The organism is Lysobacter sp. DMC97, assembly GCF_056313745.1.
The window spans coordinates 487,972-502,134 of the sequence record NZ_JBQUZR010000001.1; the positions used below are offsets into that span (position 1 = coordinate 487,972).

Below are 14,163 nucleotides of genomic sequence, written 5' to 3' on the forward strand. Positions count from 1 at the left end.
GTAAACATTTGCATTGACAAATATTGCGCGCAACACAAAAATTCGCCGCCATGAATCAGACCCTGCCCCCGTCCGCCGAGCCCGGCCCCCAGCTCGGCCTGCTGTTCCGCCAGGTCCGCGACGCCATGTGGATGCGCATGGAGCGCGAGCTGGCCGCCGCCGGCCACGAGCTGACCTTCAGCCAGTACATCACCCTCAAGCGCCTCGCCGAGGACGATGCCGGCGCCAGCGAACTGGCGCGCAAGGCGGAACTCAACCCCGGCGCGATGACCCGCCTGCTGGACCGCCTCGAAGAGCGCGGGCTGACCGTGCGCATCGCCGATCCCGCCGACCGCCGCGCCCTGCGCGTGCAGCTCACCGATGTCGGCCGCGCGATGTGGGCCGACATCCACCAGTGCGGCGTCCGCGTCCGCAGCCAGGCCATGGCCGGCCTGTCCGACAGCGAACAGGACGCCCTCGTCCGCCTGCTGCTGCAGGTCCGCGACAACCTCACCCGTGAAGACTGACATGCGTCCCTTCCCTTCCCGTTCCCTCGCGCGCGCGCGCCGGCCGTTGGTCGCGCTGCTGGCGGCGGCGGTCCTCGCCGGCTGCGCCAGCACGCACGGACTGGCGCCGCAGACGTCCCCGCGCGATCCCGACACCCTCGCCGTCGCGAAGAGCTTCGGCGGCCATCTGTCGCCGGCCGCCTGGCCGACGCGGGACTGGTGGCACGCCTGGGGCGACCCGCAGCTCGACGCGCTGATGACCGAAGCGCTGGCCGGCACGCCCTCGCTCGCCGCCGCGGACGCCCGCGTGCGCAAGGCGCAGGCGCAGGCCGAACTGGCCGACGCCGCGCGCCAGCCCGGCGCCACCGGTTCGGTGCGCTACTCCGGCGCCTATCTGCCGCAGACGCTCGTCCCCGCGCCGTTCGGCGGCGACTACAAGGGCGTCGAGCTGGGGATGGTCCAGTTCGCCTATGCGCCCGACCTGTGGGGCGGCCATCGCGATCGCTGGGAGGCCGCGGTCGACCTCGCCCACGCCGCCGAGGCCGATGCGCAGCAGGCGCGCCTGCTGCTGTCGTCGAACCTCGCGCACACCTACATCGGCCTGGCGCAGGCCTTCGAGGCCAAGGCCGTGGCCGAGCGCGAAGGCGTCCGCGCCCGGCAGCAGCTCGACCTCGCCCGCCGCCGCGCCCGCGCCGGCCTCGACAACGCGGTGCAGACCCGCCAGGCCGAAGGCGCCGTCGCCGCGGCCGCGCAGCAGGTCGGTGCCGCGCAGCAGCGCATCGACGCCCTGCGCAACGCGCTGGCCGCGTTGACCGGCCAGGGCCCGGACCGCGGGCTGGCGATCCAGCCGCCGGCGCTGCTGGCCGTCGACGCACCATCGCTGCCGTCGGATGTGCCGAGCGAACTGCTGGGCCACCGCCCCGACGTCGTCGCCGCGCGCTGGCGCGCGGAAGCCGCGTCGAAGGGCGTCGATGCCGCGAAGACCGACTTCTACCCCAGCGTCAATCTGTCCGCGATGGTCGGCATCGCCGCCGGAAAGCTCTCGGACCTGTTCACCCGCGATGCCGCCTTCGGAACCGGCGGCCCGGCGATCAGCCTCCCGATCTTCAACGGCCGCCGCCTTCGCGGGCAGTTGGCGTCCACCGACGCCGACGCCGACCTCGCCTACGCGCAGTACGACCAGAGCGTGGTCGGCGCGCTGCGCGAGGTCGCCGATGCGCTGCAGGCCGCGCGCGCGCTCGACGCGCAGATCGCCTCGCTCGCGGATGCGCGCGAGGCCGCGCGCAAGGCGCAGGCGCTGGCCGAGACCCGCCGCCGCGCGGGCCTGGGCACGCAGCTCGACGTGCTCGCCGCGCAGCGTCCCGTGTACCAGCTCGACGCCCAGATCGCCGGGCTCCGCGCCGAACGCCGCAACACCGCGGCCGACCTCGCCGTCGCGCTCGGCGGCGGCTTCGCCCCGGCCGCGCCGGAACCGCCGTCGCTCGATGCGCCAGCGGCCACGCAATCCGCTTCCGAACCTGCTCCCGAATCGTCCTCCACGTCTTCCCGGACCGCCCCATGACCACCGAAATGAATCCCGCCCCCGACGCCGCGTCCCCCGCGCCGAAGAACGGCAAGCGGCGCCGGGCGCTCACGATCCTCGGCGCCCTCGTCGTCGCCGGCGGCATCGGCTTCTTCGCCTGGCACCTGCTGGTCGGGCGCTGGCACGAAGAGACCGACGACGCCTACGTGCAGGGCAACATCGTCGCGATCGCGCCGCAGACGCTGGGCACGGTCGTGGCCATCGGCGCCGACGACGGCGACCGCGTGCTCGCCGGCCAGGTGCTGGTGAAGCTCGACCCCAACGATGCCGAAGTCGCCTACGAACAGGCGGTCGCCAACCTCGCCGGCACCGTGCGCCAGGTGCGCGGCCTGTTCAACGCCGTGCAGACCGGCGAGGCCGACCTGCAGGCGCGCGAAGTCGCGGTGAAACAGGCGCGCGCCGACGTCGCCCGCCGCAGCGGGCTGGTCGACGGCGGCGCCGTCTCCGCCGAGGAACTGGCGCACGCGAAGGCGCAGCTCGAAGCGGCCGAAGCCGCGCTGTCGTCCGCGCGCGGCCAGCTGTCGCGCAACCGCGCGCTGGTCGACGACACCACGCTGGCGAAACAGCCGCAGGTGCTGGCCGCCGCCGCGCAATTGCGCCAGGCCTACCTCAACCTGCAGCGCGGCGAGATCGTCTCGCCGATCGCCGGCTACGTCGCGCGCCGCAGCGTGCAGCTCGGCCAGCGCGTGCAGCCGGGCACCACGCTGATGACGGTGGTGCCGCTGGAGCAGGTGTGGGTGGAGGCGAACTTCAAGGAAACGCAGCTCGCGAAGATGCGCCTCGGCCAGCCGGTGGAACTGACGTCCGACCTCTACGGCGGCGACGTGACCTACACCGGCAAGCTGTCGAGCATCGGCCTGGGCACCGGCAGCGCGTTCGCCCTGCTGCCGGCACAGAACGCCAGCGGCAACTGGATCAAGATCGTGCAGCGCGTGCCGGTGCGGATCGCGCTGGACCCGAAGCAGCTCGCCGAGCATCCACTGCGCATCGGCATGAGCATGTCCGCCGACGTCTCGCTGCGCGAAGCGGGCAACGGCGTGCTGCCGACGACGCCGTCGAAGGCGCCGGGCCTGCGCACCGAGGCCTACGCGAAGCAGTTGGCCGACGCCGACGCGCTGATCGAGAAGATCGTGCGCCAGAACCTCGCCGGCGGCCGCTGAGCCCGCCCGACACCGTCCGGATGAAGTCGTCGCCATGAGCGCCACCACCGCCAATGCCGGCGCGGCCCCCGCCGCACCGGCCACCGCCGGCCCCTTCCGCCCCGCGAACGTGCCGCTGACCACGGTCGGCCTGGCGCTGGCGTCGTTCATGCAGGTGCTGGACACCACGATCGCCAACGTCTCGCTGCCGACGATCTCCGGCAATCTCGGTGGCAGCGCCAACCAGGCGACGTGGGTCATCACCTCGTTCGCGGTGAGCAACGCCATCGCGCTGCCGCTCACCGGGTGGCTCACCCGTCACTTCGGCGAGCGCAAGCTGTTCATGTGGTCGACGCTGGCGTTCGTGATCGCGTCGTTCCTGTGCGGCATCGCCGAGAGCATGGGCATGCTGGTCGCGGCGCGCGCGCTGCAGGGCTTCGTCGCGGGCCCGATGTATCCGGTGACGCAGGCGCTGCTGCTGTCGATCTATCCACCGCACAAGCGCGGGCAAGCCATCGCGCTGCTGGCGATGGTGACGGTGGTCGCGCCGATCGCCGGACCGATCCTCGGCGGCTGGATCACCGACAACTACAGCTGGGAATGGATCTTCTTCATCAACATTCCCATCGGCATCTTCGCCAGCTTCACCGTCGGCAGGCAGCTCAAGGGCCGGCCGGAGCGTCTCGAAAAGCCGAAGATGGACTACGTCGGCCTCGCCACGCTGGTGCTGGGCGTGGGCGCGCTGCAGATCCTGCTGGACCTGGGCAACGACGAGGACTGGTTCCACTCATCCACGATCGTCATTCTGGCGATCGTGTCCGCGATCTCGCTGGCGGTGTTCGTGATCTGGGAGCTCACCGACCGCGATCCCATCGTCAACCTGCGGCTGTTCCGCCACCGCAACTTCAGCGCCGGCACCGCGGCGATGGTGGTGGCGTATGCGGCGTTCTTCAGCGTCGGCATCCTGGTGCCGCTGTGGCTGCAGCGCAATCTGGGCTACACCGCGATCTGGGCCGGTTTCGCCAGCGCGCCGATCGGCATCCTGCCGGTGCTGCTGACGCCGTTCGTGGGCAAGTACGCGAACCGCTTCGACCTGCGCATCCTCGCCAGCATCGCGTTCGTGGCGATGTCGCTGACCAGTTTCGCGCGCTCGGACTTCAACCTCGACGTCGACTTCCGCACGGTCGCGCTGGTGCAGTTGTTCCAGGGCCTGGGCGTGGCGCTGTTCTTCATGCCGGTGCTGACGATCCTGCTGTCCGACCTCGAACCGCACGAGATCGCCGCGGGCTCGGGCCTGGCGACGTTCATGCGCACGCTCGGCGGCAGTTTCGCGGCATCGCTCACGACCTACGCGTGGACCAGCCGCAGCGCGCTGCACCACGCACAACTGGCGGACGCGGTATCCACCACCGATCCGGCGACGATGGCGCAGGTCGCGGCGCTCGGCGGCGGCAACTTGCAGCGCGGCGCGGCGATGCTGGAGCGGATGATCGGCAATCAGGCGGCGCAGATCGGCTTCAACGAGATCTTCCACCTGCTCGGGATCATCTTCCTGTCCGTGATCCTGTTCGTGTGGATCGCGAGGCCGCCGTTCTCGGCCAAGTCCGGCCCCGCCGCGGCCGGCGGACACTGACGCTCAGCGGTCGGCCGCCGCGTCCAGCGCGTCGGCCAGCCGCTCCACCGCGACCACGTCCATGCCCTTGTAGGCGCCGGCGCGCGGTGCGTTGGCCTTGGGCACGATCGCACGCTTGAACCCGTGGGTCGCGGCTTCCTTCAGCCGCTCCTCGCCGTTGGGCACCGGGCGAATCTCGCCCGAAAGCCCGACCTCGCCGAACGCGATGGTCTTCTCCGGCAGCGGGCGATCGCGCAGCGACGACAGCACCGCCAGCAGCACCGGCAGGTCGGCCGCGGTTTCCTGCACACGGATGCCGCCGACCACGTTCACGAACACGTCCTGGTCGCCGACCATGATGCCGCCGTGGCGATGCAGCACCGCCAGCAGCATCGCGAGGCGGTTCTGTTCGAGGCCGACCGCGACGCGACGCGGATTCGACAGCGGCGAGGCATCGACCAGCGCCTGCACCTCGACCAGCAGCGGCCGCGTGCCTTCGCGCGTGACCATCACGCAGCTGCCCGGCTGGTGGCCGCTGCCGGAGAGGAAGATCGCCGACGGATTCGGCACTTCGCGCAGGCCCTTGTCGCCCATCGCGAACACGCCCAGTTCGTTGACCGCGCCGAAGCGGTTCTTGAACGCGCGCAGCACGCGGAAGCGGCTGCCGCCGTCGCCCTCGAAATACAGCACGGCATCGACCATGTGTTCGAGCACGCGCGGGCCGGCGATGCCGCCCTCCTTGGTGACGTGGCCGACGAGGAAGATCGCGGTGCCGGTCTCCTTCGCGAACCGCACGAGGCGCGCGGCGCTCTCGCGGACCTGGCTGACCGATCCGGGCGCGGCGGTCAGCGTCTCGGTCCACAGCGTCTGCACGGAGTCGGCGACCAGCAGCTTCGGCCGCATCGTCGCGGCCTGTTCGAGGATGCGCTCGACGCCGGTCTCGGCCAGCGCGCTCAGCCCGTCCAGCGGCAGCCCGAGGCGCGCGGCGCGGCCGGCGACCTGCGCCAGCGATTCCTCGCCGGTGACGTACAGCGCGGGCAGCCGCCCGGCCATGCTCGCCAGCGCCTGCAGCAGCAGCGTCGACTTGCCGATGCCGGGGTCGCCGCCGATCAGCACCACTGCGCCCTCGACGAGACCGCCGCCGAGGACGCGGTCGAATTCGCCGATGCCGGTCGTGGTGCGCTGGTCCTCGTGCTGCAGCACGTCCTTGAGCGGGGTGATCTTCGGCGGCTCGACCTGCCCCGCCCAACTGCCGCGGCGCGCGGCCGGCGGCGCGCTCGCCGCGCTTTCCAGTACGATCTGGGTGAGCGTGTTCCAGGCGCCGCATTCGCCGCACTGCCCCTGCCACTTGCCGTGCTCGGCGCCGCACTCGGCGCAGACGTAGGCGGTGCGGGACTTGGCGGCGGGCTTGCCGGGGGCTTTGCTCACGGGCGATTCCGGGGAGGGCGACGGGGTACTTTAGCGGGCGGCGGTCGCAGGGGGCGAGACGCCACGCGATCGAGCCCTCGGCAGCCCGGCCTCGTTGTCATCCCGAGCCGCAGGCGAGGGACCTGCTTTTCCTCTGCGAAAGCCCGGAATCCTTTTCCGCGCTGGCGCGCGGGTCCCTTTCTTTTCGAAAAGAAAGGGACGAAAGAAAACATTTCAGAGCCACTTCACATCTGCCGTCGGAGCCGTGCCCGGGATTTTTCGACGAGGCGTCCTGCCTCGTCGAAAAACGGCGGACATCGTGTCCGCCGCCCTCCGGGTCTCCGGTTCAGGGATCGCCCGTCGATCCGGAATCCGCGTCGGGACGAAGGCACATTGACCGGTGCCGCCACTGCAGCCTGTCGATCTCAACCCGCCTGCACCAGCGACACCCCCGCATTGCCCCGCCACGCCAGCCACAACACCGGCGCGCTGAGCCCCGCGATCACGGGGAAGGCGATCGCGACGGCGGAGGGCGACGCCATGCCCGGCCAATCGGCCGTCAGCATCGGCCACAGCCCCAGCACGACCAGTCGCACTGCTTCGAGCCCGAGTCCCCACGCGCGGCTTTCCAGCAACGCACCCAGTGCGCACAGGCCGGCCGTCACGAACCCCGCGAACGCCAGCGCCTGCAGGCCGTGGAGCGCGGACGCGTGCGCCAGGAACTGCGTGCCCAGCCCCAGCAGCAGCGCGAAGTGGAACAGCGCGTAGGCCTGCATCGGGCGCGACAGCGGCGGGTCGTACTCTCGGCGCGCGAGGTCGAAGGCCGGCTTCGGGAAGCGCTCGGCCACGTCGGCCGGCCGCCAGCCCGGCGGCTTCAGCCAGACGCGCAGCTTGTCGCCCCAGCGGCGCGCATGCCACGCGTCCTTCGCCAGTGCCGCGTAGACCTCGACGTTCGCCCACAGCGGGTTCCAGCTGCGCAGCGGCGCGCGCGTGCCGAACCGCGGCGGGTCGTCGTCGGCTTCCTCGACGAAGGTGCCGAACAGGCGGTCCCAGAGGATGAAGAGGCCGCCGTAATTCCGGTCGAGATAGCGGTCGTTCACCGCGTGGTGCGCGCGATGGTTCGAGGGCGAGGCGAACACGCGGTCGAACCAGCCCAGCTTCGGCACCAGCTCGGTGTGGATCCAGTACTGGTACAGCAGGTCGATCACCGCGACGACGGCGAACACCTCCACCGGCACGCCCAGCACCGCCAGCGGCACGTAGAAGAGCCACCCCAGCAGCACGCCGCTGCCGGTCTGGCGCAGCGCGGTGCCGAGGTTGTAGCGCTCGCTCTGGTGGTGCACCACGTGCGCGGCCCACAGCACGCCGACCTCGTGCCCGGCGCGATGCAGCCAGTAGTAGCAGAAGTCGTACAGCACCAGTGCGACCAGCCATACCCAGGGACTCTTTGCGGGCAGGTCGAACAGCGCCACCCGCGGCAGCAGCCACGCGTAGAGGCCGATGGTCAGCACCTTCGCGAACGCGCCCACCACCTGCGACAGCACGCCCAGGCCGATGCTGGCGATGGCATCGTTCAGGCGATACACGCGGCGACGCATCAGCCGCGCGGCCAGCAGTTCGATCGCCATCAGCACGAAGAAGCCGGGGATCGCGACCATCATGATCCGCTCGGCGAGCGACGGCGTCATTGCGCCTCCACCGACCGCGCGATGCACCATTGCGCGATCCAGTAGGTCGAGAGGATCGCCAGCGGCGCCAGCGGGATGCCGCCGCCGAAGCGGTCCCACGCCAGCAGGCTGTCGCTGGCGACGAAGCACACCGCACCGAACGCGGCGAAGCGCGTCGCCCGCGGCCACGTACGCATCAGCGCCGGCGTCCACGCCCGCGCCAGCGCGAACGCCGCCATCGACGCCAGCACCACCACGTAGGCCAGCACCGCGCCCTTCAGCGCCGGCGCGATGTGCGGCAGCAGGCCGGCGAGATTGATCGCCACGACCACCGCCAGCACGCCGAAGCCGATCGCGCGCGCCGCCCGTGTCGAGCCCGGCGCGAACGCGACCACATAGCCAATGTGCGCCAGCAGGAAGGCGATCAGCCCCGGCACGAACAGATCGACCGGCAGCATCAGCAGCACGTCGCCGACCAGCGACAGCGCCATGCCCGCAAGCACCGCGCGCCGGTAGCGCGGACCGATCGCGGGCGCGGCCGCGGCCGCGCGCCACAGGACCAGCACGGTCGTCAGCGGCTTGGCCGCGTAGTGCAGCCACAGCGCGTCGCCGCCGAACCACGCGCCGGCGATCGCGGCGAGGGCGGACAGCAGAATCGCGATGTCGAGTCCTTTCATCGGGCAGTCCTCATTTCAGCCAGCCGATCTCGGCGGCGGTCACCGTGCCCACCATCGTCTGGTGCAGGCCTTCGGGAATTTCGGCATCGGCCGGCGACAGCGGGATGCGCCCGCCCATCAGCTCCGCCGCCGCCTGCGGATAGCGCGGCTGGCGGCCGGGGTCGGCATAGCCTTCGGGGAACAACGGCAGCGTCGTCGCCGGATCGTACTTGTCGCTGGCCCCGACCGTGTGCAGGAACTCGTGCGCGATCACGACCTGGTTCTCGCCTTCCATCTCGGTGCCGGCAAAGGCGTTGACCACGCCGATCAGGCCCTTCTCCAGCCCCAGCGAATGCGCCAGCCGCGGATGGCGGTCGGGGTCGTAGTACAGCACGAACATGCGGATCTGCCCGGGGCCGGTCTTGTAGTCGCCGTGCTGCCACGCCCACCAGCGCAGGCGCAGGCTCCAGGCCATCACCGCGAGGATGTTGCCGTTCGGCGGCGGCGCCGGCGGCAGTTCGTGCACCTCGGGCGCCACCCGCACGCGCACCGGCGGCTGGCCGTACTCCAGCTTCACACCGTAGCGGCTCGCTTCGGCGCTGAAGAACGCCTCCACCGGCGCGAACCGCTCGGGGGTGAGGGTCGCGATCGTGCGCGCGCTGGCGTCGCTGCCGTCGCCGTTGATCGGATAGACGACGAGATAGAGCGGATGCTTCCACGAGGTGGTCTGCGCCCGGTCGCGCCAGGCCCCAAGCGCGACGATCAGCAGCACCACCAGCAGCAGGAGGACGCGGACACTCTTGGCGTTGGACATCGCGGACGCTCGCTCCCTGCCGTGCCTGGGGTCATGTCGTGCCATGAAAACACGAAAGCCCCGCGGAGGCGGGGCTTCGGTGCGAGAGGCGGCCGTGAAAACCCCGCGCTTCGGGGCTTCCCCTCGCGACGGCTCGTTCGGGCGTCGTCGCTGGCAGACCTCTACCTTGCGTGGTGCCGGAAATAGGAATCGAACCTACGACCTACGCATTACGAATGCGCCGCTCTACCAACTGAGCTATTCCGGCATTGGAGCTTCGCCGCCGGCGGGCCGGTGGCGGGATGGGGATTCTAGGTTTCCGGGGCGGTTGCGGTCAACGTGCCTGAGGGCCTGTTGACGCTGTCGGGGTTCGTTGCGCAGCCAATAGCGTCAACAGACCCTAGTCGATCAGCTGCACCCGCAGCTCCTTGGGCAGGGCGAAGACCATGCTTTCGGGCTCCCCGTCCAGCTCACGCATGGCACCCGCACCGAGTTCGCGCAGGCGGGCGATCACGCCCCGGACCAGCACGTCGGGGGCCGAGGCGCCGGCGGTCACGCCGATGTGGCGGCGGCCCTCGACCCAGCGCGGGTCGATCTCCTCCGCCCCGTCGATGAGGTAGGCCTCCACCCCTTCCCGCTCGGCCAGTTCGCGCAGGCGGTTGGAGTTGGAGCTGTTCGGCGACCCCACCACCAGCACCAGATCGCACTGGGCGGCCAGCTCGCGGACAGCGTCCTGGCGATTCTGGGTGGCGTAGCAGATGTCGTCGTTGCGCGGCCCCTGCATGGCCGGGTACCTGGCGCGCAGGGCGGCGATGATGTCGCGGGTGTCGTCCACCGACAGCGTGGTCTGGGTGGTGTAGGCCAGGTGCTCGGGCTGGCCGACGGCCAGCCGCGCGACGTCGTCCAGGTCCTCGACCAGATGGATGGCGCCGGTGCCGGCTTCCGCCAGCCACTGGCCCATCGTGCCTTCCACTTCCGGGTGCCCGGCATGGCCGATCAGCACCACGTCGCGCCCGGCGCGGCAGTGGCGGGCGACTTCCAGATGGACCTTCGTCACCAGCGGGCAGGTGGCGTCGAAGATCTTCAGCCCGCGCCGCTCGGCCTCGCCGCGCACCGCCTGGGAGACGCCGTGGGCGCTGAAGATGACGGTGGCGCCGTCGGGCACCTCGTCCAGCTCCTCGACGAAGATCGCGCCGCGCTGGCGCAGGTCGTCGACGACGAACCGGTTGTGCACCACTTCGTGGCGGACGTAGATCGGCGCGCCCAGCAGTTCGATCGCGCGCTTGACGATCTCGATCGCGCGGTCGACGCCGGCGCAGAAGCCGCGGGGATTGGCGAGGATGATTTCCATGGCGGGATTATCCCCCCTTCCCCGCCGCCTTGCCGCGATCGCCGAACAGGCCCATCAGCAGCAGCGCGATCGCACCGCAGACGATGGCCGAATCGGCGATGTTGAACGACGGGTAGTAGTAGACGTCCTTCCAGTGCCACTGGATGAAATCGACCACGTGGCCGTGCTGCAGGCGGTCGATCAGGTTGCCCAGCGCGCCGCCGATCACCAGCGAGAACGGCAGCGCGTTGCGCCAGTCGCCGCGCGGCGTGCGCGCCAGCCAGACGCCCAGCACGAGGCTGATCACCGCCGCCAGCCCGGAGAAGACGTACTTCTGCCAGCCGCCGGCGTTGGCGAGGAAGCTGAACGCGGCGCCTTCGTTGTAGCTGCGGAACCAGTTCCAGACGCCGTCGATCACCACCACCGGCTGGTATTCCGGCAGCGAGGACAGCACCCAGGCCTTGCTCCACTGGTCGAGGCCGATCACGACCGCCGACAGCAGCAGCCAGATCAGGGCGTTGGGTTTGGGATACGACGACATCGCTCGGAGTACCTTGCTGTTTCCTTCTCCCCGCGGGAGAAGGTGGCGCGAAGCGCCGGATGAGGGAGTCCGCGGCAGGGGCGGAGAGGTCACGGGCAACCCGAACCCTCATCCGCCCTTCGGGCACCTTCTCCCGGCGGGAGAAGGGAACATCAGAACCAGCGGCGATCCTCGCCCGGGCCGTCGACGTTGCTCACGCAGCGGCCGCAGAGCTCGGGATGCTCGGCATGCGTGCCGACGTCGGCGCGGTGGTGCCAGCAGCGGATGCACTTGGGCTTGGCGCTCACCGAGGCTTCGATGCCCGCCACACCCTGCGTCACGGCCACGTCGCCGCTGATGAACAGGAAGCGCAGTTCATCCGCCAGCGGCGCCAGCCACGCGAAGGTCTCGGCGTCGCACTGGATCGCGATCTCCGCGTCCAGCGCCGCGCCGATCTCGCCGCTGGCGCGCATCGGCTCCAGCGTCTTCGCCACCTGTTCGCGCAGCGCGAGCAGGCGATCGAACTTCGCGCCGTCGAGCACGGCATCCTGCGCCATCGGCGCCAGCCCGTCGTACCACGTCGCGAACAGCACGTGGCCGGTGCGCTCGCCCGGCAGGTGCGCCCACATCTCGTCGGCGGTGAAGGTCAGGATCGGCGCGATCCAGCGCACGAACGCCTCGGCGATGCGGTACATCGCGCTCTGCGCGCTGCGCCGGCCGCGCGAATCCTCGCGCATCGTGTAGAGACGATCCTTGGTGACGTCGAGGTACAGCGAACCGAGGTCGACGCTGCAGAAGTTCACCAGCGCCTGCACCACTTCCGGGAAGTCGTAACGGCCGTAGGCGTTGGCGATCTGGTGCTGCAGCAGGTCGGCGCGATGCACCGCCCAGCGATCCAGCGCCAGCATGTCGTCCAGCGGCAGCAGGTCGCGCGCCGGGTCGAAGCCGGCGAGGTTGGCGAGCAGGAAGCGCGCGGTGTTGCGCAGGCGCCGGTAGACGTCGGCGCTGCGCTTGAGGATGGTGTCGGAGACCGACATCTCGTTGCGGTAGTCGGCCGCGGCCACCCACAGGCGCAGCACGTCGGCGCCCATCTGGTCGATGACCTTCTGCGGCTCGACGACGTTGCCGAGCGACTTCGACATCTTCTTGCCGTGCTCGTCGACGGTGAAGCCATGCGTCAGCACCTGCCGGTACGGCGCGTGGCCGTCCATCGCGATGCCGGTGAGCAGCGCGCTGTGGAACCAGCCGCGGTGCTGGTCCGAGCCTTCGAGGTACATGTCGGCCGGCTTGCGCAGACCGTCCTGCGGCCGCGCGGCGAGCACGCACTCGTGGCTCACGCCCGAGTCGAACCACACGTCGAGGATGTCGGTGACCTTGTCGTACTCCTGCGCCTGCGGGCCGAGCAGCTCGGCCGCGTCGAGCGCGTACCACGCGTCGGCGCCGCCGCTTTCCACGTAGTCGGCGACCTGGCGCATCAGCGACGGCGAATTGGGATGCGGTTCGCCGGTTTCGCGATGCACGAACAGCGCGATCGGCACGCCCCAGGTGCGCTGGCGCGAGATCGTCCAGTCCGGGCGGTTGTCGATCATGCCGGTGATGCGCGCCTGGCCCCAGTCGGGGAACCATTCGACCTGCTTGATCGCGTCCAGCGCGTCGGCGCGCAGGTTCGCCTGGTCCATCGAGATGAACCACTGCGGCGTGGCGCGGAACGCCACCGGCGACTTGTGGCGCCAGCAGTGCGGATAGCTGTGGGTCAGCGGGAAATACGCCAGCAGCGCGCCGGTGCCGCGCAGGGCGTCGACGATCGCGGCGTTCGCCTTCCAGATGTGCATGCCGGCGAGCACGAGTTCGCCGTCCGCGGTACGGAACGGCGGCGTCGACGGCAGGTACACGCCCTTTCCGTCCACCGGATTGAGCTGCGCGGCGGTGTACTGGTCGATCAGGCCGTAGGCCTTGCCGACAACGAAGTCTTCCTGGCCGTGGCCGGGCGCGGTGTGCACGGCGCCGGTGCCGTCCTCGGCGCTGACGTGGTCGCCGAGGATCAGCGGGATGTCGCGTTCCGCATAGAACGGATGCGCCAGCACCAGGTTCTCCAGCGCCGCACCGTGCGCGCGGCCCAGCACGACGGGCTCGTCGATGCCGTAGCGCTTCAGCGCCTTCGCGGCCAGCGCCTCGGCCAGCACCAGCAGGCGGTGCTTGCCGTCATGCGCGGGGCCTTCGACCAGCGCGTATTCGAGGTCCGGACCCAGCGACACCGCCAGCGAGGCCGGCAGCGTCCACGGCGTGGTGGTCCAGATCGGCACCGCCACTTCGACGTCACCGTCGAGGCCGACGCCGAACTTCGCCGCGAGCGCATGCGGATCGCGCGCGGCGTAGGCCACATCGACCGCGGGCGACTGCTTGTCGGCGTATTCGATCTCGGCCTCGGCCAGCGCCGAGCCGCAGTCGAAGCACCAGTGCACCGGCTTCACGCCGCGCGCGAGATGGCCGCGATCGACGATCTTCGCCAGCGCGCGCAGCATGTCCGCCTCGTAGCGGAAATCCATCGTGCGGTACGGGTTGTCCCAGTCGCCGAGCACACCGAGGCGCTTGAAGTCCTTGCGCTGCAAGTCGATCTGCTCGGCGGCGTATTCGCGGCAGCGCTTGCGGAACGTGGCGGCGTCGATCTTCTCGCCGACCTTGCCGAACTTCTTCTCGACCTGCAGTTCGATCGGCAGGCCGTGGCAATCCCAGCCGGGCACGTAGGGCGCGTCGAAGCCGGCCATCAGCTTCGACTTCACCACGATGTCCTTGAGGATCTTGTTGACCGCGTGGCCGATGTGGATCGCGCCGTTGGCGTACGGCGGACCGTCGTGCAGCACGAAGAGCGGGCGACCCTTCGCATGCGCGCGTACCTGCGCGTACAGGTCCTGCGCCTGCCAGCGCGCGAGCGCGATCGGCTCGCGCTTGGGCAGATCGCCGCGCATCGGGAA

General features: G+C 70.5%; 11 protein-coding genes and 1 tRNA gene. 4 read left to right on the plus strand and 8 right to left on the minus strand.

Annotation, left to right across the window (positions count from 1 at the left end; all coding sequences use genetic code 11):
* The first annotated feature begins 50 nt into the window (after positions 1-50).
* From ACT53Q_RS01680 to ACT53Q_RS01695, 4 genes are read left to right on the plus strand one after another with little or no spacing between them, the layout of a single operon-like run.
* Complete coding sequence (locus ACT53Q_RS01680; protein ID WP_476184920.1) at positions 51-506, plus strand: MarR family winged helix-turn-helix transcriptional regulator; 456 nt, start codon at positions 51-53, stop codon at positions 504-506.
* 1 nt (position 507) lies between these two features.
* Positions 508-2,046 carry an efflux transporter outer membrane subunit gene (locus tag ACT53Q_RS01685; RefSeq protein WP_476184921.1) on the plus strand — a complete coding sequence of 513 codons (1,539 nt, stop codon included), beginning with the start codon at positions 508-510 and terminating at the stop codon, positions 2,044-2,046.
* A gap of 8 nt (positions 2,047-2,054) precedes the next feature.
* Positions 2,055-3,227 carry an EmrA/EmrK family multidrug efflux transporter periplasmic adaptor subunit gene (locus tag ACT53Q_RS01690; RefSeq protein WP_476185159.1) on the plus strand — a complete coding sequence of 391 codons (1,173 nt, stop codon included), beginning with the start codon at positions 2,055-2,057 and terminating at the stop codon, positions 3,225-3,227.
* 34 nt (positions 3,228-3,261) lie between these two features.
* Positions 3,262-4,839 carry a DHA2 family efflux MFS transporter permease subunit gene (locus ACT53Q_RS01695; RefSeq protein WP_476184922.1) on the plus strand — a complete coding sequence of 526 codons (1,578 nt, stop codon included), beginning with the start codon at positions 3,262-3,264 and terminating at the stop codon, positions 4,837-4,839.
* Positions 4,840-4,842: 3 nt separating this feature from the next.
* Here the strand turns inward: ACT53Q_RS01695 and radA are convergent, their stop codons facing one another.
* The 8 genes from radA to ileS all read right to left on the minus strand — a co-directional run bounded on the left by radA (position 4,843) and on the right by ileS (position 14,157).
* The gene (gene radA, locus ACT53Q_RS01700) at positions 4,843-6,246 is read right to left on the minus strand and encodes a DNA repair protein RadA (protein ID WP_476184923.1); all 1,404 of its coding nucleotides are present in this window, start codon (positions 6,244-6,246) and stop codon (positions 4,843-4,845) included.
* Between the two features lie 404 nt (positions 6,247-6,650).
* Positions 6,651-7,913, minus strand: coding sequence for a sterol desaturase family protein (locus tag ACT53Q_RS01705; RefSeq protein WP_476184924.1), 1,263 nt, complete (start codon positions 7,911-7,913; stop codon positions 6,651-6,653).
* Positions 7,910-8,569, minus strand: a complete 660-nt coding sequence (locus ACT53Q_RS01710; RefSeq protein WP_476184925.1) for a lysoplasmalogenase — start codon at positions 8,567-8,569, stop codon at positions 7,910-7,912. Before ACT53Q_RS01710 ends, ACT53Q_RS01705 begins: the two co-directional genes overlap by 4 nt.
* 10 nt (positions 8,570-8,579) lie before the next feature.
* A complete protein-coding gene (locus ACT53Q_RS01715; protein ID WP_476184926.1) occupies positions 8,580-9,362 on the minus strand; it encodes a hypothetical protein in 783 nt (260 codons plus the stop codon).
* A 171-nt stretch (positions 9,363-9,533) separates the two neighbouring features.
* A tRNA-Thr gene (locus ACT53Q_RS01720) sits at positions 9,534-9,609 on the minus strand.
* A gap of 132 nt (positions 9,610-9,741) precedes the next feature.
* Complete coding sequence (gene ispH / locus ACT53Q_RS01725; protein ID WP_476184927.1) at positions 9,742-10,692, minus strand: 4-hydroxy-3-methylbut-2-enyl diphosphate reductase; 951 nt, start codon at positions 10,690-10,692, stop codon at positions 9,742-9,744.
* A gap of 7 nt (positions 10,693-10,699) precedes the next feature.
* On the minus strand, positions 10,700-11,212 hold the full coding sequence (lspA, locus tag ACT53Q_RS01730) for a signal peptidase II (protein ID WP_476184928.1): 513 nt from the start codon (positions 11,210-11,212) through the stop codon (positions 10,700-10,702).
* A gap of 152 nt (positions 11,213-11,364) precedes the next feature.
* Entirely contained in the window at positions 11,365-14,157 is a 2,793-nt protein-coding gene (gene ileS, locus ACT53Q_RS01735) for an isoleucine--tRNA ligase (RefSeq protein WP_476185160.1), read from the minus strand.
* Positions 14,158-14,163: the final 6 nt, after the last annotated feature.